Annotated in this window: 29 protein-coding genes; 19 read left to right on the top strand and 10 right to left on the bottom strand. The window is 64.6% G+C overall.

Features of this window, described 5'->3' with window-relative positions; translation table 11 throughout:
• The first annotated feature begins 56 nt into the window (after positions 1–56).
• The gene (locus J2X62_RS11370) at positions 57–941 is read left to right on the top strand and encodes a diguanylate cyclase domain-containing protein (protein ID WP_310180589.1); all 885 of its coding nucleotides are present in this window, start codon (positions 57–59) and stop codon (positions 939–941) included.
• 6 nt (positions 942–947) lie between these two features.
• On the opposite strand, the gene J2X62_RS11365 is transcribed toward J2X62_RS11370, so the two are convergent.
• Positions 948–1,544 carry a CHAP domain-containing protein gene (locus J2X62_RS11365; RefSeq protein ID WP_310180587.1) on the bottom strand — a complete coding sequence of 199 codons (597 nt, stop codon included), beginning with the start codon at positions 1,542–1,544 and terminating at the stop codon, positions 948–950.
• Between the two features lie 47 nt (positions 1,545–1,591).
• Here J2X62_RS11365 and J2X62_RS11360 point away from each other — a divergent pair, with 47 nt between their 5' ends.
• Both J2X62_RS11360 and J2X62_RS11355 read left to right on the top strand, forming a co-directional pair.
• Positions 1,592–2,380, top strand: a complete 789-nt coding sequence (locus J2X62_RS11360) for an NAD-dependent deacylase (RefSeq protein ID WP_310180585.1) — start codon at positions 1,592–1,594, stop codon at positions 2,378–2,380.
• Between the two features lie 57 nt (positions 2,381–2,437).
• Positions 2,438–2,722, top strand: a complete 285-nt coding sequence (locus J2X62_RS11355) for a hypothetical protein (RefSeq protein ID WP_283549387.1) — start codon at positions 2,438–2,440, stop codon at positions 2,720–2,722.
• A 16-nt stretch (positions 2,723–2,738) separates the two neighbouring features.
• Here J2X62_RS11355 and J2X62_RS11350 read toward each other — a convergent pair whose 3' ends face one another.
• Genes J2X62_RS11350 through J2X62_RS11340 form a run of 3 tightly spaced genes read right to left on the bottom strand, consistent with a single transcriptional unit; the run spans position 2,739 to position 5,061 of the window.
• Positions 2,739–3,806 carry an ABC transporter permease gene (locus J2X62_RS11350; protein ID WP_310180580.1) on the bottom strand — a complete coding sequence of 356 codons (1,068 nt, stop codon included), beginning with the start codon at positions 3,804–3,806 and terminating at the stop codon, positions 2,739–2,741.
• Positions 3,806–4,663 (bottom strand): ABC transporter ATP-binding protein, encoded by an 858-nt coding sequence (locus J2X62_RS11345; protein ID WP_310180577.1) that lies wholly within the window; start codon positions 4,661–4,663, stop codon positions 3,806–3,808. The genes J2X62_RS11350 and J2X62_RS11345 overlap by 1 nt, the downstream gene beginning before the upstream one ends.
• Positions 4,660–5,061: a GntR family transcriptional regulator gene (locus J2X62_RS11340; RefSeq protein ID WP_027497311.1), complete on the bottom strand. Its 402-nt coding sequence runs from the start codon at positions 5,059–5,061 to the stop codon at positions 4,660–4,662. The genes J2X62_RS11345 and J2X62_RS11340 overlap by 4 nt, the downstream gene beginning before the upstream one ends.
• Before the next feature lie 143 nt (positions 5,062–5,204).
• On the opposite strand from J2X62_RS11340, the gene J2X62_RS11335 reads away from it, so the two are divergent.
• From J2X62_RS11335 to J2X62_RS11325, 3 genes are all read left to right on the top strand, one after another.
• Positions 5,205–5,597 carry a hypothetical protein gene (locus tag J2X62_RS11335; RefSeq protein ID WP_201010806.1) on the top strand — a complete coding sequence of 131 codons (393 nt, stop codon included), beginning with the start codon at positions 5,205–5,207 and terminating at the stop codon, positions 5,595–5,597.
• A 64-nt stretch (positions 5,598–5,661) separates the two neighbouring features.
• Positions 5,662–7,965 (top strand): accessory Sec system translocase SecA2, encoded by a 2,304-nt coding sequence (gene secA2, locus J2X62_RS11330; RefSeq protein WP_310180568.1) that lies wholly within the window; start codon positions 5,662–5,664, stop codon positions 7,963–7,965.
• Positions 7,958–8,365, top strand: coding sequence for an META domain-containing protein (locus tag J2X62_RS11325; protein ID WP_052054876.1), 408 nt, complete (start codon positions 7,958–7,960; stop codon positions 8,363–8,365). The genes secA2 and J2X62_RS11325 overlap by 8 nt, the downstream gene beginning before the upstream one ends.
• On the opposite strand, the gene J2X62_RS11320 is transcribed toward J2X62_RS11325, so the two are convergent.
• The gene (locus J2X62_RS11320; protein WP_230074481.1) at positions 8,352–8,948 is read right to left on the bottom strand and encodes a TetR/AcrR family transcriptional regulator C-terminal domain-containing protein; all 597 of its coding nucleotides are present in this window, start codon (positions 8,946–8,948) and stop codon (positions 8,352–8,354) included. The genes J2X62_RS11325 and J2X62_RS11320 overlap by 14 nt on opposite strands.
• Before the next feature lie 125 nt (positions 8,949–9,073).
• Here J2X62_RS11320 and bioB point away from each other — a divergent pair, with 125 nt between their 5' ends.
• The 3 genes from bioB to J2X62_RS11305 are packed head-to-tail and all read left to right on the top strand — an operon-like array spanning position 9,074 to position 10,916.
• Complete coding sequence (bioB, locus tag J2X62_RS11315; protein WP_032370319.1) at positions 9,074–10,066, top strand: biotin synthase BioB; 993 nt, start codon at positions 9,074–9,076, stop codon at positions 10,064–10,066.
• Between the two features lie 22 nt (positions 10,067–10,088).
• Positions 10,089–10,313, top strand: coding sequence for a hypothetical protein (locus tag J2X62_RS11310; protein ID WP_032382834.1), 225 nt, complete (start codon positions 10,089–10,091; stop codon positions 10,311–10,313).
• The gene (locus J2X62_RS11305) at positions 10,314–10,916 is read left to right on the top strand and encodes a DUF2567 domain-containing protein (RefSeq protein WP_032382835.1); all 603 of its coding nucleotides are present in this window, start codon (positions 10,314–10,316) and stop codon (positions 10,914–10,916) included. It begins immediately after the preceding gene.
• Positions 10,917–10,929: 13 nt separating this feature from the next.
• Here J2X62_RS11305 and J2X62_RS11300 read toward each other — a convergent pair whose 3' ends face one another.
• Complete coding sequence (locus J2X62_RS11300) at positions 10,930–11,628, bottom strand: NUDIX domain-containing protein (RefSeq protein ID WP_032382936.1); 699 nt, start codon at positions 11,626–11,628, stop codon at positions 10,930–10,932.
• A 79-nt stretch (positions 11,629–11,707) separates the two neighbouring features.
• On the opposite strand from J2X62_RS11300, the gene nadA reads away from it, so the two are divergent.
• Genes nadA through J2X62_RS11280 form a run of 4 tightly spaced genes read left to right on the top strand, consistent with a single transcriptional unit; the run spans position 11,708 to position 15,616 of the window.
• Positions 11,708–12,766, top strand: coding sequence for a quinolinate synthase NadA (nadA, locus tag J2X62_RS11295; protein ID WP_167327932.1), 1,059 nt, complete (start codon positions 11,708–11,710; stop codon positions 12,764–12,766).
• Positions 12,763–14,331 (top strand): L-aspartate oxidase, encoded by a 1,569-nt coding sequence (locus tag J2X62_RS11290; protein ID WP_032406690.1) that lies wholly within the window; start codon positions 12,763–12,765, stop codon positions 14,329–14,331. The genes nadA and J2X62_RS11290 overlap by 4 nt, the downstream gene beginning before the upstream one ends.
• Before the next feature lies 1 nt (position 14,332).
• Positions 14,333–15,208, top strand: coding sequence for a carboxylating nicotinate-nucleotide diphosphorylase (gene nadC, locus J2X62_RS11285; protein ID WP_032406689.1), 876 nt, complete (start codon positions 14,333–14,335; stop codon positions 15,206–15,208).
• A gap of 33 nt (positions 15,209–15,241) precedes the next feature.
• Positions 15,242–15,616: an RNA-binding S4 domain-containing protein gene (locus tag J2X62_RS11280; protein ID WP_310180545.1), complete on the top strand. Its 375-nt coding sequence runs from the start codon at positions 15,242–15,244 to the stop codon at positions 15,614–15,616.
• Between the two features lie 23 nt (positions 15,617–15,639).
• Here J2X62_RS11280 and J2X62_RS11275 read toward each other — a convergent pair whose 3' ends face one another.
• On the bottom strand, positions 15,640–16,623 hold the full coding sequence (locus J2X62_RS11275) for a LysR family transcriptional regulator (RefSeq protein WP_032370322.1): 984 nt from the start codon (positions 16,621–16,623) through the stop codon (positions 15,640–15,642).
• Between the two features lie 78 nt (positions 16,624–16,701).
• On the opposite strand from J2X62_RS11275, the gene J2X62_RS11270 reads away from it, so the two are divergent.
• Positions 16,702–17,118, top strand: coding sequence for a DUF5997 family protein (locus tag J2X62_RS11270; RefSeq protein WP_081371363.1), 417 nt, complete (start codon positions 16,702–16,704; stop codon positions 17,116–17,118).
• Here J2X62_RS11270 and J2X62_RS11265 read toward each other — a convergent pair.
• Genes J2X62_RS11265 through rhtB form a run of 3 tightly spaced genes read right to left on the bottom strand, consistent with a single transcriptional unit; the run spans position 17,115 to position 18,282 of the window.
• The gene (locus J2X62_RS11265; protein WP_032370323.1) at positions 17,115–17,498 is read right to left on the bottom strand and encodes a YchJ family protein; all 384 of its coding nucleotides are present in this window, start codon (positions 17,496–17,498) and stop codon (positions 17,115–17,117) included. The genes J2X62_RS11270 and J2X62_RS11265 overlap by 4 nt on opposite strands.
• Positions 17,495–17,659: a hypothetical protein gene (locus J2X62_RS11260; RefSeq protein WP_169879459.1), complete on the bottom strand. Its 165-nt coding sequence runs from the start codon at positions 17,657–17,659 to the stop codon at positions 17,495–17,497. The genes J2X62_RS11265 and J2X62_RS11260 overlap by 4 nt, the downstream gene beginning before the upstream one ends.
• Positions 17,656–18,282: a homoserine/homoserine lactone efflux protein gene (rhtB, locus tag J2X62_RS11255; protein WP_310180542.1), complete on the bottom strand. Its 627-nt coding sequence runs from the start codon at positions 18,280–18,282 to the stop codon at positions 17,656–17,658. Before rhtB ends, J2X62_RS11260 begins: the two co-directional genes overlap by 4 nt.
• An 83-nt stretch (positions 18,283–18,365) precedes the next feature.
• Here rhtB and J2X62_RS11250 point away from each other — a divergent pair, with 83 nt between their 5' ends.
• The 5 genes from J2X62_RS11250 to hisB all read left to right on the top strand — a co-directional run bounded on the left by J2X62_RS11250 (position 18,366) and on the right by hisB (position 22,590).
• On the top strand, positions 18,366–18,833 hold the full coding sequence (locus J2X62_RS11250) for an SRPBCC family protein (RefSeq protein WP_027497296.1): 468 nt from the start codon (positions 18,366–18,368) through the stop codon (positions 18,831–18,833).
• Positions 18,834–18,882: 49 nt separating this feature from the next.
• Positions 18,883–19,401: a DinB family protein gene (locus J2X62_RS11245; RefSeq protein WP_027497295.1), complete on the top strand. Its 519-nt coding sequence runs from the start codon at positions 18,883–18,885 to the stop codon at positions 19,399–19,401.
• Positions 19,402–19,490: 89 nt separating this feature from the next.
• Complete coding sequence (hisD, locus tag J2X62_RS11240) at positions 19,491–20,843, top strand: histidinol dehydrogenase (protein ID WP_032374524.1); 1,353 nt, start codon at positions 19,491–19,493, stop codon at positions 20,841–20,843.
• A complete protein-coding gene (locus J2X62_RS11235) occupies positions 20,840–21,970 on the top strand; it encodes a histidinol-phosphate transaminase (protein ID WP_310180539.1) in 1,131 nt (376 codons plus the stop codon). The genes hisD and J2X62_RS11235 overlap by 4 nt, the downstream gene beginning before the upstream one ends.
• On the top strand, positions 21,967–22,590 hold the full coding sequence (gene hisB / locus J2X62_RS11230) for an imidazoleglycerol-phosphate dehydratase HisB (RefSeq protein ID WP_027497292.1): 624 nt from the start codon (positions 21,967–21,969) through the stop codon (positions 22,588–22,590). The genes J2X62_RS11235 and hisB overlap by 4 nt, the downstream gene beginning before the upstream one ends.
• The last annotated feature ends 16 nt before the right edge of the window (positions 22,591–22,606 follow it).

Raw genomic sequence — 22,606 nt, 5'->3', positions numbered from 1 at the left:
GACGGCGTATCGTCGGTGTGTCGTGTGAATCGATGTGGCTCGCACCGTTCGAGGAAGTGAACCGGACAATCATGGTCGACGCCGATGGCTGGTATCGGGAGATGTTCGAGGCCAGCACGGTGGGAATGGCACTCGCCGACGAACACGGGCTGCTGTTACTCGCGAACGAGGCGTATGCGGCAATCGTGGGGTGCCCCAGGGACCTACTGTGGGGCCGATCCTCCCGTGAATTCACCCACCCCGACGACCTGGACCAACACGCGGCGATGGAACAGATGATGGACGACGCCGAGGCCCGTGGTGAATCCGTACACGTCGAGAAGCGATACCTGCACCCCGACGGCACGGTGCGGTGGGGTTGGGTGTCGGCCAGCGAGGTCCCCGGCCCGGACGGCCGACGATGGACCATGGCGGTGGTCCACGACGTCACCGATCGGCGGCGGTTGGAGGACGACCTACGGGAGGCTGCGCTGACCGATCCCTTGACCGGGCTGCTCAATCGGCGTGGATGGCGAGATCGGTTGTCTCAGTTGACGACTCCGCGCGGAGTCGACGTGTCGCTGGCGATGGCGATGATCGATTTCGATCGCTTCAAGTCGTTCAACGACAAGTACGGACACGGCCGCGGCGATCGCCTGTTGGTCCAGTTCTCCACTGCCGCAATGAAATTGCTTGCAGGGCGAGCGTATGTCGCCAGGTGGGGCGGGGAGGAATTCGCCATCGCGATGCCCGATACCAGGTCGACGACGATGGCAACCGTGCTGACCGAACTCGCAGCCGTCGTCCCGGACGAGCAGACATTCTCCGCCGGTTACACGACATTGCGTCCGGGGGAATCGCTCTACGACTGTTTCGACCGAGCCGACCTGTTGCTGTACAGAGCGAAGAGAGACGGAGGGGCGCGGTCACTCGGCGACCGTTCCAGCACCCCGTCGCAATGACGGCCCTCAGGATGCCAATCGGCCGAATCCGACTACACCCGAGTCGGATTCGTAATTCAGAGTGTGAATCCTGATCTTGCCGGCTTCGTTCCCGCCCACGGTGACGGCCTCGCTGCCGTCGACAGCCACGATGACGTTGGTGTGTTGGCCGACCCAACTGCTGTTGTCGTACAACACCACATCACCCACCGACGGCGTGTAGTTGCCGACGGTCTCGAATCGTCCCTCTTGCTGGTAGTACTCCTGCAGCGTGTAGACGCCGGGAATGCGCCACGAACCCGAGTTGGGATTCGACAACGGCATGCCCGCTTCCTTCATGATCCAGCTGACGAAGTCGGCGCACCAGGCCTCGTCCACGCCCTCTGCATAGAAGGTTCCCGGACGCTGCTTCTCGTGCTCGACTCGCAGCAGGTCCACCACACGGGCCTGGTCGACGGTCAACTCGGCGCTGTTCACCTCGGGGAACGATTCGGTGTCCCACGGTAGATAGCGACTCGGGGCGAGCCACAGAACACCGACGGCCACCACCACGACCACAGCGGTGACCGCTGCGGTCCACAGGGGCCAGCGTCGCCGCGTACGGGTATCGGTGTCGATGCTCATGCCCACACGGTAGCGCGTGAGCGAACACCGGTTGGCACAATAGCTGTGTGACCCATTCGCACGAGCAGACGGTCGACGCCGTTCCACAACCCATCGTGGACGCCGCACGAGCGGCGTCGCGCATCGTCGTTCTGACCGGGGCCGGCATGTCGGCCGAATCCGGAATTGCAACGTTTCGCGACGCCCGGACCGGTCTGTGGCAGGACTTCGATCCGAAGGACCTCGCCAGTCCCGAGGGCTGGCTCGCCGACAGCGACCTCGTGTGGGGTTGGTACCGGTGGCGTGCAGCATTGGTTCGTCGTTCCGAACCCAACGCCGGCCACCGCGCCGTCGCGCAATGGCTCCAGCATGCGCAGGTGGACATCGCCACGCAGAACGTCGACGATCTGCACGAACGAGCCGGATCCACAGTGCTCGCACACGTACACGGAAGCCTCTTCGAGCCGTACTGCAGCGAGTGTGGAGTGCGCGCGGAACTCGACGACACCGACATTCTGGACGACGACATTCTGATCGACGCAGATCAGCGTGTTCCGCCGCCGGACTGTCCCCGGTGCGGCGGACTCATCCGTCCCGGGGCCGTGTGGTTCGGCGAATCGCTGCCCGAACAGGCGTGGGAAGCAGCCGAGAATGCTGTGCGCGCCGCAGATCTGGTGCTTGTGGTCGGTACGTCGGGCGTGGTGTACCCGTTCGCCGGACTGCCCGCCGTCGCACGCAGTGCGGGCGCAACCGTGGTCGAGATCAACCCGGTCGAGACCGAGGTATCCGACATGGCCGACCACCGATGGCGCACAACGGCCGCGGTGGGTCTGCCACTGCTGGTCGCACAATTGTGAACGGACGGGCGGCACGCGAACTACCCTGATCACACCATCGACTTCGAGGAGGCCGAGATGGCGGAGTACTGGTTGCTCGTGTGCGCCCTCGCGTGTTCGTCCGTCGGTGCGTGGTGGGCAACCTCGGATCCGACATCCCGACGCGTTCGCCGAATCGAATTTCTCGCCTGGATCCTCGGCATCGTCGGCGCGGTCACCCTGGCCGATCAGCTGGGGGTGTCCAGGCCGTGGTCCACTGCTGCACTCGTAGTCGGAATCATGGTTCTGGTCCTCGGCCTCCCCGCCCTCGTGGCCACAGTGATCTGGAATCGGAAACCGCTCGGAATTCCAGCGCAGAGGTAGCTGCGGCAGACCTGCCCTAGGGACGCAGCCTGCGCAGCAGCAGGAGTGACACGCCCCCGAGAAGCCCGGCAACCACCAACGACAACGCCGACTCGATCGCCTGGAACCGCCAGAACGATCTGTCCTCGTGATAGCGCGTCTCGTAGGCCTCGGCACCCTGATCCCGAATGCACTGGATCTCGATGTTGCGACGTTCCACGCTCTCGCGGTCGGAGTACTCCTCGTACTCGGCGACCGTCTCGAATTCGCTCAGATCCCTGTAGTTCTGGGTCCAATTGCAGTCCATCAAGTCGACGGGCACCGGACTGCCGTTGCTGTCGACGTAGTCGGCAGAGAATTCCCAACGTGGGAACAAACTGATCGAGTCGCCTGGTCTGTAGTAGTCCGGAGTGCCGCCGTACATGTCGTCGACCTTCTGCTCCACCGATACTCGGTCTGTCTGGGGAGTCGCATAGTGCTCGCGTAACTGCGTCGGCAGCAGTGCAAGGAATGCAGTCGACACGATGACGGTGGTGATCATCGCAGCGATCGTGTTCCGCATCGCAAGTGCGCATGCCGAACCGACCATCAATCCGACGGCCGTGTACGCGCCTGCGACGAATCCCGTGGCCCCGAAGATGGGAAAGTCCAACCGCGATGCGCTCGACCCCGCGAAGGACATCGCGAAGGAATCGGGTGCAGTGTTGTACTTGGCTGCGAACAGCACGCATCCGAGCACCGTCATCGCCCCGACGATCGGTGTGAACACGACCAGAATGCGCACGCTGTACCAGCGGCGTCTGCTCACGGATTGAGTCAAACCGAGTACGTGGGTGCGACGTTCGAGATCGCGGGAGAAGACGGTCACCCCGACGAATGCCCCCAGGACGACGGGCAAGACGATCGTCGTGAGTATCGCTATCGTCTGCACGGTTCCGACGGTGCAGTCGGACGAACCGAAGGATCGACAACCCTGCAGATACGGAGACGGAATCACACCGCCGCCGATCACCGTGACGGCAATCGTGATCGCAGCCAACAGCAGTGGCGTCAACGCCCCGAACAGGATGGTCGCGCGAAATTGTCTCCAAGTCACCCAGATCATCAGGTGGTCTCCGTTCCGAGGTGGGCGAGTACGACGTCGTCGAGGGTGGCGTTCTCGACTGTCCACCCCGGTGGTGTCGTTGTCGGTTGTTTGCCCTGTACGACGAATGTTGTTGCCCCGGAACCGAACACCTCGGACACGATGGTGCCGTCCTCGACCGTCGGGTCGGCGTCGGAGCTGCCGGCGAGAAGGTAGTGGTCGGCGGTGATGGCGTCGAGGTCCCCGTCGAGTCGCATTCGCCCACCGCGTAGCAGCAACAGCCGGTCGGCGACGTCGACGAGCTCGGACAGCACGTGTGAGGACAGCACGATCGTCGTACCGTTCTCGGCTGCATCGCGCATCAGGGTGCGTGCCACCGCCCTGCGAGCGACCGGATCGAGATCGGCAAGCGGCTCGTCGAGCAGCAGTACTTCGGGTCGACGCCCGAGTGCCAGTGCGAGGGCAATCCGCGTGCGGTGGCCGGGGGAGAGGGACTCGACCCGAGCGGAGGTGGCGATTCCGGCGGCGTCGACGATTTCCTTCGCGTACGCATCGTCCCAGTGCGAGTTCGTGTTTCGGCCGAATCGCAGCAGTTCGGCGACGGTGAAGTGTGGGTAGAGGGGCTTGTGCTGCGCCAGATAGGACAGGCCGGGCGAGATTCCGCGTTGGGTAACGCCCTCACCCAGAACCCGAATGGTTCCGCTGTCCGGTGTCAGCAGGCCGACGGCCAGCGACAGCAGCGTCGACTTTCCGGCACCGTTGGAGCCGACCAACGCTGTGACGCTTCCTCTTTCGACTGCGAACGAGCATCCGTCGAGGACGGTCTTCCTGCGAAACGATTTGGCCACCTCGTCCATGGTGAGCACCGCGTCGGTCATGTTTCGTCTCTTTCGGTTCGGTCGAATTGCTTGTCGAGTGCGGCGGTGACGATGGCTTCGAGGTCAGGTCTGTCCAGTCCTGCGGCCGTGCAGTGTCGGATCCAGCGGTCGAGTTCGGTCTCGAGCGCCGATCGTTCGGCCATGCCGGGTTTTGCGAGCGAGGCGACGACGAACGTCCCGGAACCGGTTCGTGGTTGGACCAGCCCGTCGCGTTCGAGTTCTCGGTACGCCTTGAGGACGGTGTTGGGATTGATGGCCAGCGCCGTGACCACTTCTTTTGCTGTCGGCAGTCGGTCACCGACGGCGAGTGTTCCCAGTCGTAGGGCCTGTTTGGTCTGCAGTATCAGTTGGACATAGGTGGGAATGCCGGACTGACGATCGATACGGTAGGCGATCACCAGAAGCCTTTCACTAGTTGATTAGTGGAAGACGTTAATACGTACCCCTCGGTTTGTCCATGCTCTGTTCGGGTCTCGATAGTCGGAGGGCGATCAGCGCGGTGACAGTGGCTGCGCGGGAGCGAGTCGTAGCGTTCTACGACATGACACCCGACACCGAAACGATCGACCAATTCTTCGCTCGCTACACCGCCTACTTGTCGGCCGGAGATCTGGACGGGCTAGCAGGTATTTACAACTACCCGGCGTTGGCCGTCACGGCTGGGGGATGCGCCGCCATCTCCGACCCGCAGCAGACCCGAGACTTCTTCGCCCAGGGCCAGTCCTACTATCGCTCGCGCGGGATCGAGGGCGTTCGCGCACGTGGCATCGTCACCGAGATCGAGACGCCCGGTGTGTGGGTCGGGCATCTGCTGTTGGAGAACCTCGACGCCGACGGCTCGCCCGTGGGAACCGAGCGCAACGCCTACCAGGTGGTGACGTCGGCCGACGGCACGCGCAGAATTGCAGTGACAACGCCGCTCGACGCGGGGTAGTGGGCAATCGGCACTCGGTACTGTGGGAAAGAAGATCACGTACTTTCTCGAGTAGGGATGACAGATGGCTGTGGGCTCCGACCGATTCTGGCGTGTACTCGGCCGCTCTGCGCAGAAGGCGCAGAGCGCGTCGCGTCGGCGCGTCGAGCAGGCCGGAGACCATGCGAGCTGGGCTTCGGGCTTGTCGGACGCCGAATTGGCCACCGAGGCCGCTGCGTTGCGGGCCCCGAGCGCGTCGAAACTCGACGTTCCGCGGTACCTGGCGTTGACGCGTGAGGCGAGCGACCGCACGCTCGGCATGCGACCGTTCGACGTACAACTTCTGGGAGCCGAGCGACTGCTCGCCGGTGACGTGGTGGAAATGGCGACCGGCGAAGGAAAGACGTTGTCCGGGGCCGTGGCTGCGGTGGGATACGTTCTGTCCGGTCGCAGGGTTCACGTCATCTCGGTCAACGACTTTCTCGCACAACGTGATGCGCGGTGGATGGCTCCGCTGTTCGAGGCTCTGGGTATCACTGTCGGTTCCATCGCCGAGTCGTCCTCCGCGCAGGAACGTCGTGATTCCTACGCGTGCGATATCACGTACGCGTCGGTCAACGAGGTCGGATTCGATGTACTCCGTGACCATTTGGTCGACGATCGTGCCGATCTGGTGTCGCCCGTCCCGGATGTCGCACTGATCGACGAGGCCGACTCGGTGTTGGTCGACGAAGCGTTGGTGCCGTTGGTGTTGGCCGGCTCGGTATCGGGTGACGTGTCGACCTCGACGGTGATGGACGCAGTCCGCCTGTTGGACAAGGGGATCGACTTCGACACCGATGCCGAAGGACGCAATGTGTTCCTCACGGACGAGGGCGCGCTTCGGCTCGAGAAGGAACTCGGCGGAATCGATCTCTACTCCGAGCAGCACGTCGGATCGACCCTCGTTGCGGTCAATGTCGCGCTGCACGCTCAGGTGCTGGTGCAACGCGATGTCGACTACATCGTGCGTGAGGGACGTGTTCAGCTGATCAACGCTTCCCGTGGCCGAGTGGCGGACTTGCAGCGTTGGCCGGACGGGTTACAGGCGGCCGTAGAGATCAAGGAGGGGCTCGAGCCCACCGAGACCGGTGAAATTCTCGACACGATCACGGTGCAGGCGCTGATCAACCGGTATGCCACCGTATGTGGAATGACCGGCACGGCAATGGCGGCGGGGGAGCAGCTGCGTACGTTCTACGGGCTCGGCGTCTCGGTCATCGAGCCGAACGTGCCGACGGTGCGGGTCGACGAGGTCGACCGGGTGTACGACACGGTCGAGCACAAGAATGCCGCAATTGCGCAGCAGGTCAAGGAAATTCACGAGACCGGGCAACCGATACTCGTCGGAACGCACGATGTCGCGGAGTCGGAGACGCTGGCGGCGATCCTCGCGGAATCCGGTGTGGACGCCGTCGTACTCAACGCCAAGAACGACGCCGAGGAGGCCGCGGTCATCGCTGCCGCCGGAGTGCACGGCGCGGTCACCGTCTCGACGCAGATCGCCGGGCGCGGAACCGATATCAAGCTCGGGGGACCGGAGGGGGCCGACCGCGACCGCATCGCCGAGTTGGGTGGGCTGTTCGTCGTCGGCACCGGCCGCCACACCACCGAGCGGCTCGACAATCAATTGCGAGGACGTGCGGGCAGGCAGGGCGACCCGGGCCGTTCGGTGTTCTTCAGCAGTTGGGAGGACGACGTCGTCAAGAACAACATCGGTGACAAGGACGCACCGAAAGGCATCGACGACAGCGGCCTGTTCACCTCTGCCGCCGCAGCCGATCGAGTCGATCATGCCCAGCGCATCGCCGAAGGACAGATGCTCGAAATACACTCACGTACCTGGCGCTACAACCAACTGACGGCGCAGCATCGGGAGATTCTGGACCGTCGTAGGGCAGCGTTGCTGAGCACCGGAGAGGCGTTGGCTCTGCTCGAGGAGCAGTCGCCGACGCGATCGAAGGAACTTCGCGAGAACGTGTCGGAGGAGACCCTCGTGGTGGTCGCCCGCCGAATCGTTCTTCACCACCTCGACCGCGCGTGGTCGGACTACCTAGCGCACCTGGCCGACGTGCGCGAGAGCATCCACCTCCGTGCGCTGGGTCGCGAGAATCCACTCGACGAGTACCACCGAATTGCGGTCGAGGCCTTCAAGACTGTCTCCGCCAAGGCCATGGATCTGTCCCACGCGACATTCGAGTCGGCCGAGATCACCTCCGACGGAATCGATCTCGACAATGCCGGTATGCGCCGACCGACGTCGACGTGGACGTACATGGTGCACGACAACCCGTTTGCCTCCCGCGGAAATGCCGGTGCGGCCGGTCTGGGGCCGATCTTCGGTGGCTGACGCGCGCCGGGCACTGCTCGCTCTCGCCTGTGGCGTGAGCGTGTTGGCCTCGGGCTGCACCGATTCGTACGGGGAATTCCCGGCAGACAAGAATTACACCTCCGTCGATGCCGACGGTTCCTACACCCCGGTCTCGGGTACGACGATCCGGCTCGAGTTCGCCGACGACCGCATCTCGGCCGAAGCCGGATGCAACAGGTTGTTCGGCACCGTCGACACTTCGCTGGGGACGCTCACCGTCGATTCCCTGGGTGCCACGCGGATGGGGTGCCCGGCCGAGCTCATGGAGCAGGATCGGTGGCTGTCGGAGTTTCTGTCCTCGAAGCCGAAATGGTCCAGAGAAGACGACACGATGACTCTGGACAACGGACGCGACCGAATCGTGTTCACCGAATCCTGACGGAGCGTGGTTCGGACGCGGCGTGGCGCACGCCGTCCAGAAAGAGCCGGAGACCGAAGTCGAATTTGCTGGTGGGATCGGGGCGCTCGAACATCGGGGACGCGTCGGCGGTCAGCGCCCCGGCCGAGTCCATCTGGAGCCGAGCCTGTTCGTCCACGGTATGGCCGAGCACGTAGTACAGCAGCGTATCGGCGGTCAGTTCGGCGTCGACTCTGGGCAACCCGGCACGAATGCAGACCGCGGCGATGCGTTCACGGATGCGGTTGGTGGTGAGCCGCGAGGCGTAGGTGGAGGCGACCAGTTCGGCTCCGTCGCGCCGGGAGAGCAGCGCGTCGCGAAGTCGATGTGCGATCTGCGAGATCTGCGCGTCCCACAGTTCTTCCGTCGACGGTGCTTCGGCACCGGACAGTATGTGATCTGCGATCGCTCCCAGCAGCGTCTGCTTGTTGGGGAAGTGCCAGTACAGCGCTCCGGGTTGGACGTGCAGCGAGGTCGCCAGGCGGCGCATGGTCAGATCCGCGAGGCCGTACTCGTCGAGAATGGCTATTGCACCGTCCAGGACGTCCTGCCTGCGTAGCTGCACTTCCGACCCCTGCCGTTCGACGCGGTGTTTCGCTTTGACAGTAGCCGAGTGCGGTGCCTAACGTGAACGCCGTTCAACTTGAACGGTGTTCAATTCCGAGACCGTTCGACGACGAGGGGACCGGTATGGACATATTGCGTACGGCGCGCCTGCAGGTGCTCGACAACGGCATCGCGCTCGATCGATCCCAGGTGCTCGAGGTACTCGAGCTCGGAGAGGACCGTCTCGAAGAGACGATGCAACTGGCGCACGAGGTTCGGATGCGATGGTGCGGACCGGAAGTGGAGGTCGAGGGGATCGTCAGCCTCAAGACCGGAGGCTGCCCCGAGGACTGCCACTTCTGCTCGCAGTCGGGCCTGTTCGCCTCTCCGGTGCGGGCAGCCTGGCTCGATATTCCGTCGTTGGTCGAGGCGGCGAAACAGACCGCGAAGACCGGGGCCACGGAGTTCTGCATCGTGGCCGCAGTGCGGGGTCCGGACGCTCGACTGCTCGCGCAGGTCGCCGCGGGAATCGAAGCCATTCGCGGCGAGGTCGACATCGACATCGCTTGTTCGCTGGGCATGCTGGACCAGGATCAGGTCGACCAACTCGCGGCAATGGGTGTGCACCGCTACAACCACAACCTCGAGACCTCGCGGTCCTACTTCCCGAACGTGGTCACCACCCATACCTGGGAGGAACGCTGGAACACACTGCGGATGGTCCGCGAGGCCGGCATGGAGGTCTGTTGCGGAGGCATCCTCGGTATGGGCGAGACGCTGGAGCAGCGAGCCGAGTTCGCAGCCGATCTCGGCGCTCTCGAACCCGACGAGGTTCCCCTGAATTTCTTGAACCCACGTCCCGGAACGCCGTTCGGAGATCTGGACGTGCTGCCTGCATCGGATGCGTTGCGAGCCGTTGCCGCCTTCCGGCTGGCCCTGCCGCGGACGATTCTTCGATTCGCGGGCGGCCGCGAGATCACTCTCGGTGATCTCGGAGCTCAGCAGGGAATTCTGGGCGGCATCAACGCGATCATCGTCGGAAACTACTTGACGACGCTCGGTCGTCCTGCCGAGGAGGATCTCGATCTTCTCGGGGAACTGCAGATGCCGATCAAAGCGTTGAACTCGACGATCTGATGCGCGTATTAAGGTGGGTCGAATGACGAGCGAGAGCCGGTACGACCCGCACACCGGTCGGCCTGTCGAGGTCGGTACGGATGCGGGGGCACCGTCGTTCTCGGTTGCCGTCGGTCTCGGGCTGGAGCCGCCGAGGTACTGCGACCGGTGCGGTCGCAGGATGGTGGTGCAGATCGTGCCCGACGGATGGACGTCGGTGTGCTCGCGGCACGGCCTGATCGATTCCGCCGCCACGGGTAGGCGTTAGGTGACGACCTCGTCTGCCGTCGAGACTCCGGAGCGGCGTCGAACGCTTCGCTTTGTGGCTCTGGTCGGCGGTGTGACGATCGCGCTGTCCGCCGTCGGCGGTGTGCTGTGGGGATTCCTGGCACCGAGCCAGCAGTTGCTCGTCGTCGCGCAGGACAGAGGAGCAACACTGACCGGGGAGAGTCTGCATCGTTTCGACGCTCTCGCCCTGTTCGTCCTCGTCTCGTTCGCTCTCGGCATTCTCGTGCCGATCGGGTGGTGGCTGTGGATTTCCCAGCGGGGTCCACGGCTGTTCGTGGCCGTGTTCGTCGGGTCGTTCGTCGGCTCGGTCGCAGCAGTGCTGGTGGGCAACGGCGTTGCGGCGCTGCGATTCCCGCGGGCGGACGAGCCTGCCGTCGGATCGATCGTCCGGGTTGCACCGAGTATCGACACGCCAACGGCACTGATCGTGCAGGCACTGACGGCATCGTTGGTGATACTGCTGCTCGCGGCGATGAATCCCAACGACGATCTGCAGCACCCCGATTCCGATCCCGAGCTCGACGAGATCGAATTCGACGTCGCTCCGCCGCCGCCGTCGTTCGACTCGCGGGTGCCCGACTGACGGCAGATCTCGTTCATCCCTGTGGTGGCCGCAATGCCGCGAACTCGTCGGTGACGCGAATGCTGTTGTCGGCGAACCGGAACAATGCCGGGGGCCGTCCACCCGCTCGACCCGACGGTGCCCGCCGTCCGGTGGGTTCGATGACGCCGCGGCGGCTCAGTACCCGTTGCAGATTGGTGGCGTCGACCTGGTAGCCGAGGGCAGCGCCGTAGATCTCGCGAAGCGTCGAAATCGCGAATTCTGCAGGGGCGAGGGCGAATCCGATGTTGGTGTACGACAGTTTGGCGACCAGTCGATGCCGTGCGTGCTCGACGACCGTTCCGTGATCGAACGACATGGCGGGCAGCCGCGACACCGGGTACCAGGTCGTATCCGCGGGCAGGGTCGGCTCGGCCGCGATCGGTACGAGGCCCAGAAACGTCGACGCGATTCGGCGATCTCCCGGCACTCTGTCGGGCTCGCTGAAGATGGACAGCTGCTCGAGGTGTGCCACCTTGCGTACGTCGACCTTCTCGGCGAGCTGTCTCCGCGCGGACGTGGCCAGGTTCTCGTCGTCGCGCAGGGTGCCCCCGGGGAGTGACCAGGTGCCCGCCTCGGGGTCGAGTGCACGCTGCCACAACAGGACCGCCAGTTCAGGGGTGTCGGGGTCGGAAAAGACCCGAACTTGGAACACCGCAATGAGTACTTCGTGGACGGTGCTACGATGAATCATGTTTTCGATCATAAGTCGAAAACTCCCTCGGAGGAAATTCGGTCGCCGACGACCGGATGATCGGTGAAGGAGAACCGTCATGACCAGCAGCGCTACCCAGGTGAACTTCCTGGACTCGGCTTTCGCCGGAGTCCGCGACATCGTCGATGGAGCCGGTGGTTACGGGGGAGTCGACGCGTCGGCTGAATGGGCCGCGGAAGTGCGACGGCTCGCCGATCTGCGAGGCGCGACCCTGCTGGCGCACAACTACCAGCTGCCTGCGATTCAGGACGTTGCCGATCACGTGGGTGATTCGCTCGCGCTCTCGCGTATGGCCGCCGAGGTATCCGAGGACACCATCGTGTTCTGCGGCGTGCACTTCATGGCCGAGACCGCCAAGATCCTCAGCCCGCAGAAGACGATCCTGATCCCGGACCAGCGTGCGGGTTGCTCGCTCGCCGACTCGATCACTGCCGAGCAGTTGCGCGAGTGGAAAGCAGACTTCCCGGATGCCGTCGTCGTCTCCTACGTCAACACGACAGCCGAGATCAAGGCGCTCACCGACATCTGCTGCACCTCGTCCAACGCGGTCGAGGTCGTGCAATCGATCGATCTGAGCCGCGACATCCTCTTCCTGCCCGACCAGTTCCTCGGGGCTCATGTCAAGCGCGTGACCGGGCGCGAGAATCTGCACATCTGGGCCGGTGAATGCCACGTCCACGCAGGCATCAACGGCGACGAGCTCGCCGAGAAGTCTCGAACCCACCCCGATGCAGAGCTCTACGTGCATCCCGAATGCGGTTGCGCCACCTCGGCTCTCTACCTCGCCGGCGAAGGATTCGTGCCCGCCGACAAGGTCAAGATCCTCTCCACCGGCGGCATGCTCGACGCGGCCCGCGCCACCGAATCCAAGCAGGTTCTGGTCGCCACCGAGATCGGGATGCTGCATCAACTCCGCAGGGCTGCACCCGATGTCGACTTCTTGGCCGTCAACGACCGCGCGTCGTGCGGATACATGAAGATGATCACGCCCGCCGCGCTGTTGCGCTGCCTCGTCGAAGGGCGCGACGAGGTCCACGTCGACCTCGAAACGGCGAACATCGCCAGCAAGTCGGTGCAACGCATGATCGAGATCGGCACACCCGGCGGCGGCGAGTGAACCCGTCGGTCGCCTGGGAAACCGCGGCCGACCTCGTCGTCGTCGGCGGCGGAATCGCCGGACTGACCGCGGCTCGCACGGCCGCCGCTCGCGGTCTGCGCGTGCTGACGGTCAGCAAGGGCAGTTCGGTCGACACCGCGACCAAGTATGCGCAGGGCGGAATCGCAGTCGTCGGCACCGATCTCGGCGACTCGATCGATGCGCACGTGTCGGATACCTGCGCAGCAGGCGCGGGCCTGTGCGACGAGGATGCGGTGCGTTCCATCGTGTCGGGCGGCCGCGCGGCGATCGCGTCGCTCGAAGTCGCCGGCGCACATTTCGATCGCGCGCCCGACGGTTCGGTTTCCCGCACCCGAGAGGGTGGCCACAGTGTTCGCCGAATCATCCATTCCGGCGGCGATGCCACCGGAGCGGAGGTACAACGCGCACTGGACTCCGCAGTGCCTTCGGTGGAATTCGACACCACCGCGCTGCGTGTACTGACCACCGACGGCGCGGTGGCCGGACTCCTCGTGCGCGGGCCTCGCGGTGTCGGCGTCGTTCGCACTCCGACGGTGTTGCTCGCGACAGGCGGCCTGGGACAACTGTTCTCGTGCAGTACCAACCCGGCCGGTGCCACGGCCGACGGCATTGCACTGGCCCTCGATGCGGGCGCACGGATCGCGGATCTGGAGTTCGTTCAGTTCCACCCGACCGTGCTGTTCGCCGCAGGGTCGACGGGCCGTCGCCCGTTGATCAGCGAAGCGGTGCGCGGAGAGGGTGCACGCTTGGTCGATGCCACCGGCCGCGCATTCATGGACGGTGTTCATCCCATGGGCGACCTCGCACCACGCGACGTGGTCTCGCGTGCCATCGCCGAGTTGCTGTACCGCAGCGGCGACGACCACGTGTTGCTGGACGCCCGTCGCGTGGAGCACGTGCGTGAGCGTTTCCCGACCGTGACGGCATCGTGCCTGGACGCCGGCATCGATCCCGCAACGGATCTCATCCCCGTGGCACCCGCCGCGCACTACTCGTGCGGAGGGATCGTGACCGACACGTTCGGACGGACGTCCGTCTCGGGATTGCTTGCCGCGGGCGAGGTGGCGCGCACCGGGCTGCACGGTGCCAACCGGTTGGCGTCGAACAGTCTGCTCGAGGGTCTGGTGGTCGGCGAACGCGCTGCGCTCGTCGCCGCGGAGCGGGTCGGAACCACCGTCGCCGTGTCCGATACCGCACTGCCTGTCTACCGGCGGATCGATCGCGCGGTACTGCAGCGAACCATGACCACGCACGTCGGTGTCGTCCGCGATGCGTCCGGTCTTGCGGCGGCACAGAACGTGCTGGCACACGGCGTGGTGTCGGAACCGCCGGTCGACGGCGTAGCGGTCGAGGATGCCGCCCTGACGGCAGCGGCAGACGTGATCGTGCTGGCTGCGGCGCACCGCCGAGAGAGCCGAGGGTGTCACACCCGACGGGATTTCCCGGACAGCATGCCCGAGTACCGACGGAGCCTGTATGTCGAACGCGACGACGAGGGACGACTGACGATCGTGAACGATGACGTGATGACGGGAGCAAGCTGACATGACCGGTACTGCCGACGAAGTGAACCCGGGAGTCGACCGCGACGAGGTTCTCGCACTCATCCGCACCGCGCTCGACGAGGATCTCCGGTACGGGCCGGATATCACCACCATGGCAACGGTTCCCGAGGGCGCCGTGGCCACGGCGTCGGTGGTGTCTCGACAGTTCGGCACCCTCGCGGGCCTCGATGTCGGACTGCTGGTTCTCGACGAGGTGATCGGTTCGGGCGCGTACTCGATCCGCCACAGGACTGCCGACGGATCGAATGTCGAACCCGGACAGGCTGTTCTGACGGTCGATGCTCCCACCCGTGGCTTGCTCACCGCCGAGCGCACCATGCTCAATATCGTCTGTCACCTGTCGGGTATCGCAACCGCCACGGCCGGCTGGGTCGCCGAGGTCGCAGAGACCGAGTGTCGCATTCGAGACAGTCGAAAGACGTTGCCCGGACTGCGATCGCTGCAGAAGTACGCGGTACGGGCGGGCGGCGGGGTCAACCATCGTATGGGTCTCGGTGACGCCGCGCTGATCAAGGACAACCACGTCGCGGCGGCCGGCTCCGTCGTCGCTGCCCTGCGAGCCGTGCGTGCCGCTGCGCCGAACATCGCCTGCGAGGTAGAGGTCGACAGTCTCGAACAACTGGACGAGGTGCTCGCCGAGAACGTCGAACTCGTTCTGCTGGACAACTTCGCGCTGTGGCAGACGCAGATGGCAGTGCAGCGCCGCGACAAGTTCGCGCCGGACACCAAGTTGGAATCCTCGGGTGGACTGACCGTCGACGTGGCTCGGGATTACGCGCGTACGGGGGTCGACTTCCTGGCGGTGGGCGGTCTGACACACTCGGTGACAGTGCTCGACCTCGGCCTGGACATGTAGCCGAGCCTCACGATTCGAGGAAGACGTTCGAAGATGGAATTGCAGAGTGCCCGTCTGGACAGCTGGATCTGGGCGGTGCGACTGTTCAAGACGCGGTCTGCCGCGGCCGCAGCCTGTCGCGGTGGGCATGTCCGCGTCAACGGCACCCCCGCAAAGCCCGGCCAACGCGTCGGGCCGGACGACGAGATCCGGCTGCGCGTGGAGGGTGTGGAGAAGATCGTCGTCGTCGTTCGGGCCATCACCAAACGCGTCGGCGCGTCGGTGGTAGCCGAGTGCATGATCGATCGCAGTCCGCCGCCGCCACCGAAAGAGGTTCTGGCGTCGGTTCCCCGACGCGACCGCGGAACGGGCCGTCCGACCAAGCGGGATCGACGGGACATCGATCGGCTACGGCTGCGCTCCTCGTAGTCGTGAGCGAGGGCGATGCCCGGCTAGCGTCTCTTCCCGCTGCGGCGTGCGTTCGTTTTGGTCTTGACGACCGGTCGAGCCGGTTTGGAGGGCTGCGCCTTCTTCTTCTTGACGGGCGCGTCGTCGGACGATCCGCGTGAACTTCGCGTGGACCGGCCCCGCACGATGCCGATGAATTCTTCGATGCGGTCGTCTTCCCGCTCCGCCACCCAGGCCAGTGCGATCTGTGTCTGCTCGACGTCGGTGACCGGGCGGTACACGAGATCTTTGCGAGCGTTGAATCGCGCAACCGAGTGCGGGACGATCGCCACGCCCAGCCCAGCGGCCACGTACTCGAAAGTCTCCGCTGTGCTGGTCATCGGTGGCAGTGCGGGACGATCGCCGGTGCTCAGTTCTGTTGCAACAGCGGCCCATTCGGGCACCGTGGTCGGATCGGCGAGCAAGTGTTCGTCGGCGAGGTCGAGAGCTGTGACCGAGTCGAATGCTGCGACCGCATGGTCTTTGGGCACCACCACGACCTGGACTTCCTGGTACAGCCCGATGGCGTTCAGACCTTCACGATCGATCGGCGGCCTGACGAAGCCGACGTCGACCGTTCCATCACGCAGATGAGACACCTGCGTGTCCGGAGTCGTGGCCACGACGGACAAGGCGACATCGGGAAACCGATCGGCCCAGATTCGCGTCCACTTGGTCAGTGTTACGCCCTCGGCGTATCCGATGGTGAAACTGCGCGGCTCGCCGGCAGCAACCTGTGCAACCTCCGAACGCCGATCGTCCTCGGCGATCTCGACCAACGCGCGTTCGAGCAGATCGCGTCCGTCGGCGGTGAGTTCGGTGGGGGAGGCACCCGGCACGAACAGGTCGACGCCGAGCAACTCTTCGAGTTCCACCACGGTCTTGCTGAGGCGGATTCGGGAGATTCCGAGCGACTGAGCAGCGCGGGCGAAATGCAGTTGTTGCGCCACTGCCGCATACCAGCGCAGTGTCTGCACATCGATGTTCACGGAGTCGAGCCTATGGGACGGTGCACGAAGCGCGGGACGGTGGCGTCGGGACCGCCGATTGCCGGATAAGCTGGTCCGGTGAGCCCGGAGAACAAACAGCAGACCATGAAGCCATTGACCGCGGCGAACAAGCTCGGCATCTATCTACCCGCAGCGCCGGAAGAGTTCCAGAACTCGATGATCAGCAGATCCGACCTGGACGCCCTGCGCAGCGATCCGCCGCAGTGGCTGACCGACTTGCAGACCGACGGACCCTTCCCCCGCGACGTGATCGCGAAGAAGCTCGACGTGTCCATCGCCGGATTGGCACGCGGCGGAGTCACCGAAGCGTTGACCAGTGTGGAGATCGAGGAACTGATCGCCAGCCCACCGCAGTGGCTGGTACGCGAGCGTCGGACTCAGATCCAGGTTCGCAAGAATGCCGAGCGCATCAAGGAGAAGCAGGAAGCGCGTCGCACCGCGGGCAATCGGCCCACGAAACTACGCAACCTCTAGGGAGCGACGACTCCGTCGAGGTAGCGCCACCGGCCGTCGACCCGGACGAAACGGCTGATCTCCGACATCGTGCCGGCACCGTCGGGATGCTTGTACCGTGCCTCGAACTGCACGGTGCCGGTCTCGTCGAAAAGTCCGCCTGCGTCGGCAGCGAGGACGTCGAGCCGATACCACCGTTGGTCGGGGTCCAACTCCAGCTCAGCCGGAGCGGTGTCGGGATGCCAGGACGTCCGCAGGTAGGCGACGTCGCCGACGGCAAACGCGGTGAAGCGCGAGCGCATCAGCTTCTCCGCCGTCGGTGCATCGACGGGGCCCGTCAGGTACGGCTCGCAACACGCATCGAACGTGTCGCCGCTCGAACACGGACACCGTGTACTCACTCGTCGACCTCCACTTCGACTGTGTACGTGCCGAGTTCGTGCTCGTCCCGCTTACCCACGTCCTGAATCCAGGTGTTGGCTTCGAGCAGAGTGTCGAACAGCCCCAACGGAATCGGATCTCCGCCGAGCGCATTCTTCATGATCACGCGGTATTTCCTCATGGGGTCACCCTTCGTACCGTGGCCAGAAATGTTGCGGCGGCAAAGAACAGGCCGGCGAACGTGCGGTTCATGGTCTTCTGCTGACGGTGGGACCGCATCATGCGGAGGACTCGCGATGCCAGAGAGGTGTAACCGGTCATCACCAGCATGTCGACGACGACCATGGTCGCCGCGATGGCGAGATACTGGGTGATCAGCGGCCGCGCTGGGTCGAGAAACTGGGGCAGCACAGCGACCATGAACACGACGGCTTTCGGGTTGCTCGCGTTGACGAGAAATCCTCGCGCGAGCATCGTCGTGCCTCGATCCGCCACCGCGGGGGCGTCCGCTACTTCGGACGGAGCCGACCGCCACTGGCGAATGCCGAGGTAGACCAGATAGGCGACACCGAACCACTTGATCGCGGTGAAGGCCAGGGCCGAATTGGCCAGGACAGCACCGAGTCCGACTGCGACGATGGCGATCTGGACCAGCAGGCCGATCTGCAGCCCGAAGATGTTCCAGTAGCCGCGGCGCAGGCCGTAGCGCAGACCTGTGGACATCGACGCGATGGCTCCGGCTCCGGGAGACAGACTGATGACGATGCTCGCGCCGAGGAAGGCGAGCCACACTGACCAGGACATGTGTTCATTGAACTACGCCCGTCAATTCGCATTCTGCGCGGTGGCCGGGTGTCGATACGGTCATTGCGGGGTAGACGCTGCAGATGGCAGACATCAGAACCATCGACAGCGGTCCCCAGCAGGTCACGAGACAGACCGAGGTTCGGGCACCGGCAGCCGAACTGTTCGACATCGTGGCCGATCCCACCCGGCACGGCGAGCTGGACGGATCCGGCACAGTCAAGGACACCGTCCGTGGACCCGAGAGGCTGAGCAGCGGCGCGAAATTCTCCGTCGGCATGAAGCAGTACGGCGTGCCGTACAAGATCACCAGCACCGTGACCGAATTCGTGGATGCGGATCGACACAAGATCATCGAGTGGCAGCACCCGATGGGCCACAGCTGGCGCTGGGAATTCGAGGAGAAGCAGCCGGGCCTGACCACTGTCACCGAGAGCTTCGTCTACGGCACCGCCAAGGTTCCGAAAATGCTCGAGTTGTTCAAGATGCCGCAGAAGAATGCGCAGGGCATCACGAGCACACTGCACAATCTGGCTGCTCGTTACGCCTGACCTCTCGGACAGCCCGTGGCGGTACGGGCCCTGCTCTACAGTGACCCGCATGCCGATCGAACCCGATACCAAGAACTGGACGTGGGTCCTCGACAGTGCCTGCCCCGACTGCGGGTTCGACTCGAGCTCCGTCGAATACGACGCCGTACCCGCGTTGATCCGCGCTGACGTGGATCGGTGGATCGCAGTGCTCCGTCGCGAGGACGCGGCAGTGCGTCCCGACGATTCGACATGGTCGGCGCTCGAATACAGCGCACATGTTCGGGATGCACACCGCATATTCCGCACTCGGTTGGCGCTGGTGCTGACCGAGGACGACCCCGAGTTCGACAACTGGGACCAGGACGCCACGGCCGTGGCCGAGAACTACAACGCACAGAATCCGGCGACGGTGGCGTCGGAACTCGGGGAAGCGGCACATGCATTGGCCGACGCCTTCTCGGCTGTGCCGCCGGAAGACCGTGATCGCAGAGGGCGACGCAGCGACGGTTCCCACTTCACCGTCGAAACTCTGGCGGCCTACTACATTCACGATCCCATCCACCATCTGTGGGACGTGCGGGGCTGAGCCGAATTCGGTGGAACTATCCTGGTGGTTCGGACAACACTGATTCGACCGAACCCCGGCACCGAACCGACTCCACGAAGGGGCCCACTATGCCTGCCCGCATCGAGCTCGCCCGCGTCGATCTACGCGGACGAACTCCATCCACTGCCGAACTACGCGGCGCTCTTCCCCGAGGCGGAGTGGATGTCGATTCGGTGCTGCATCAGGTTCGTCCCGTCGTCGACGCAGTCAAGGACCGTGGGGCCGACGCGGCCCTCGAGTTCAGCGAGAAGTTCGACGGAGTCCGACCGGACCGCGTTCGGGTTCCGCAGCAGGAATTGGTTCGAGCTCTCGACGAGCTGGACCCGGCCGTCCGGGCCGCCCTCGAGGTCGCGATCGAGCGAACCCGACTGGTGCACTCGGATCAACGTCGCACCGACCACACCACCCAGGTGGTGCCCGGCGGCACGGTGACCGAGCGCTGGATTCCGGTCGATCGCGTGGGTCTCTACGTGCCCGGTGGCAACGCTGTGTACCCGTCGTCGGTCGTGATGAACGTGGTGCCTGCGCAGATCGCTGGCGTCGGTTCGCTGGTGGTGGCGTCGCCGCCGCAGAAGAACTTCGGTGGATTACCCCACCCGACGATCCTGGCGGCCGCGCAGCTCCTCGGAGTCGACGAGGTCTGGGCCGTCGGCGGCGGTCAGGGCATCGCCCTGCTGACGTACGGCGGTGTCGACACCGACGGCGAAGAACTGGCACCGGTCGATCTGATCACCGGCCCGGGCAACATCTACGTCACGGCGGCCAAGCGACTGTGTCGTTCGCTCATCGGAATCGACTCCGAGGCAGGCCCTACCGAGATCGCGATTCTCGCCGACGGCACCGCGGATCCGCTGCACGTCGCAGCAGACCTGATCAGTCAAGCCGAGCACGACGTGATGGCCGCGAGTGTGCTGGTGACCGACAGCCTCGAGCTCGCCGATGCCGTCGACGAAGCTGTCAATGCGCAGATGGCGTCCACCCGGCACGCGGAACGCGTCACCACGGCGCTGAGCGGCAGCCAGTCCGGAATCGTTCTGGTCGACGACGTCACACAGGGCCTGGCCGTGGTCAACGCCTACGCGGCCGAACACCTGGAGATTCAGACGAAGGACGCGTCCGACGTCGCCGCTCGCGTGCGCAGCGCCGGCGCTGTATTCGTGGGGGCGTGGTCACCGGTCAGCTTGGGTGATTACTGCGCCGGGTCGAATCACGTACTGCCGACGGCCGGGTGCGCTCGGCATTCGTCCGGCCTGAGTGTGCAGACGTTCCTGCGGGGGATCCACGTGGTGGACTACAGCGAGGCCGCACTGAAAGATGTTGCTGCGCACGTCATTGCGCTGGCCAACGCCGAAGATCTCCCGGCTCACGGTGAGGCCGTTCGGCTGCGTTTCGAGGGGTTGCGTACCGGTGGTACATCATGAGTGATGCTCTGGGGCAATCAATTTCGCTCGACGATCTGCCGTTGCGCGAGGTGCTGATCGGCAAGTCGCCGTACGGCGCGCCGCAGCTCACCGTGCCGGTTCAGTTGAACACCAACGAGAATCCACACCCGCCGACGCAGGCACTGATCGACGACGTTGCCGAATCGGTGCGCATCGCCGCGGCGCAGCTACACCGGTATCCGGATCGCGACGCAGACGACTTGCGAGCCGACCTGGCGCGTTATCTCACCGGGCAAACCGGCTTTGCGGTCGACACTGCCAACGTGTGGGCGGCCAACGGCTCCAACGAGATTCTGCAGCAACTCCTCCAGGCCTTCGGTGGGCCGGACCGTACCGCGCTGGGTTTCGTGCCGTCGTACTCGATGCACCCGATCATTTCGTCGGGGACTCAGACCGAGTGGATTCCGGCGCAGCGTCGGGCGGATTTCTCTCTCGACGTCGACTACGCCGTGCAGGCGATCGAGGAGCGTAAGCCGGACGTCGTGTTCGTGACCAGCCCCAACAATCCGACCGGGCACAGTATCGACGAGGCAGATCTACGTCGAATCCTCGACGCCGCACCGGGAATCGTCGTGGTCGACGAGGCGTACGCCGAATTCTCCTCGGCGGCAAGCGCAATCGGATTGATCGAGAGCTACCCCAGCAAGATCGTCGTCAGTCGGACCATGAGCAAGGCGTTCGCGTTCGCCGGCGGACGGCTGGGATACCTCGTTGCGGCCCCGGCCGTGATCGACGCAATGCTGTTGGTGCGCTTGCCCTATCACCTCTCGGTGGTCACACAAGCCGCCGCTCGGGCCGCGTTGCGGCATGCCGACGACACCCTCGCGAGCGTGGCCGAACTGTCGGCCGAACGCGATCGTGTTGCCGAAACACTCGCCGACCAGGGATACGACGTGATCCCGTCCGACGCCAACTTCCTGCTCTTCGGCCGATTCGCCGATGCCGCCCGGACGTGGCAGCGATATCTCGACGACGGCGTCCTCATTCGCGACGTCGGTATTCCCGGGTATCTGCGTGTCACCATCGGACTCGCCCACGAGAACGACCGATTCCTCACCGTCAGCTCGGAACTCGCATCGACCGAAAGAGCAGAGGCACTGCAGTGACCACACCCGCTCCCCGTATCGCCAAGATCGAGCGCACCACCAAGGAATCCGACATCTCCGTCGAGCTGAACCTCGACGGCACCGGCATCGTCGACATCTCCACCGGCGTGCCGTTCTACGACCACATGCTCACTGCCCTCGGCACCCATGCCCGCTTCGATCTCACTGTGCGGGCCAAGGGCGACATCGAGATCGAGGCGCATCACACGGTCGAGGACACTGCGATCGTGCTCGGGCAAGCGTTGGGCCAAGCCCTCGGCGACAAGTCCGGCATCACCCGCTTCGGCGACTCGTTCATTCCGATGGACGAGACACTCGTGCATGCGGCGGTCGACGTGTCCGGCCGTCCCTACTGCGTGCACACCGGCGAGCCGGACTACATGGTGCACTCGGTGATCGGCGGCTACCCGGGTGTTCCTTACTCCACCGTGATCAACAAGCATGTGTTCGAGACCTTGGCGTCCAACGCTCGGATCGCGTTGCATGTCCGCGTCATCTACGGCCGCGACCAGCACCACATCACCGAGGCGGAGTTCAAGGCCGTCGCTCGGGCGCTGCGTCAGGCCACCGAATACGACCCTCGGGTCACCGGAATTCTCTCCACCAAGGGCAGTCTGTGATCGGTCGAGCGGTGCT

This window comes from Rhodococcus sp. 3258, assembly GCF_031456475.1.
GTDB lineage: Bacteria > Actinomycetota > Actinomycetes > Mycobacteriales > Mycobacteriaceae > Rhodococcoides > Rhodococcoides fascians.
This window is presented reverse-complemented; position numbering and strand designations above follow the sequence as displayed.

Coding starts and splice junctions, on each gene's coding strand:
- J2X62_RS11365 (WP_310180587.1), bottom strand. CDS start 1,544: ATGAGCATCGACACCGATACCCGTACGCGGCGACGCTGGCCCCTGTGG.
- J2X62_RS11355 (WP_283549387.1), top strand. CDS start 2,438: ATGGCGGAGTACTGGTTGCTCGTGTGCGCCCTCGCGTGTTCGTCCGTC.
- J2X62_RS11350 (WP_310180580.1), bottom strand. CDS start 3,806: ATGATCTGGGTGACTTGGAGACAATTTCGCGCGACCATCCTGTTCGGG.
- J2X62_RS11345 (WP_310180577.1), bottom strand. CDS start 4,663: ATGACCGACGCGGTGCTCACCATGGACGAGGTGGCCAAATCGTTTCGC.
- J2X62_RS11335 (WP_201010806.1), top strand. CDS start 5,205: ATGACACCCGACACCGAAACGATCGACCAATTCTTCGCTCGCTACACC.
- secA2 (WP_310180568.1), top strand. CDS start 5,662: ATGGCTGTGGGCTCCGACCGATTCTGGCGTGTACTCGGCCGCTCTGCG.
- bioB (WP_032370319.1), top strand. CDS start 9,074: ATGGACATATTGCGTACGGCGCGCCTGCAGGTGCTCGACAACGGCATC.
- J2X62_RS11310 (WP_032382834.1), top strand. CDS start 10,089: ATGACGAGCGAGAGCCGGTACGACCCGCACACCGGTCGGCCTGTCGAG.
- J2X62_RS11300 (WP_032382936.1), bottom strand. CDS start 11,628: ATGATTCATCGTAGCACCGTCCACGAAGTACTCATTGCGGTGTTCCAA.
- nadA (WP_167327932.1), top strand. CDS start 11,708: ATGACCAGCAGCGCTACCCAGGTGAACTTCCTGGACTCGGCTTTCGCC.
- nadC (WP_032406689.1), top strand. CDS start 14,333: ATGACCGGTACTGCCGACGAAGTGAACCCGGGAGTCGACCGCGACGAG.
- J2X62_RS11280 (WP_310180545.1), top strand. CDS start 15,242: ATGGAATTGCAGAGTGCCCGTCTGGACAGCTGGATCTGGGCGGTGCGA.
- J2X62_RS11260 (WP_169879459.1), bottom strand. CDS start 17,659: ATGAGGAAATACCGCGTGATCATGAAGAATGCGCTCGGCGGAGATCCG.
- rhtB (WP_310180542.1), bottom strand. CDS start 18,282: ATGTCCTGGTCAGTGTGGCTCGCCTTCCTCGGCGCGAGCATCGTCATC.
- J2X62_RS11250 (WP_027497296.1), top strand. CDS start 18,366: ATGGCAGACATCAGAACCATCGACAGCGGTCCCCAGCAGGTCACGAGA.
- J2X62_RS11245 (WP_027497295.1), top strand. CDS start 18,883: ATGCCGATCGAACCCGATACCAAGAACTGGACGTGGGTCCTCGACAGT.
- hisD (WP_032374524.1), top strand. CDS start 19,491: ATGCCTGCCCGCATCGAGCTCGCCCGCGTCGATCTACGCGGACGAACT.
- J2X62_RS11235 (WP_310180539.1), top strand. CDS start 20,840: ATGAGTGATGCTCTGGGGCAATCAATTTCGCTCGACGATCTGCCGTTG.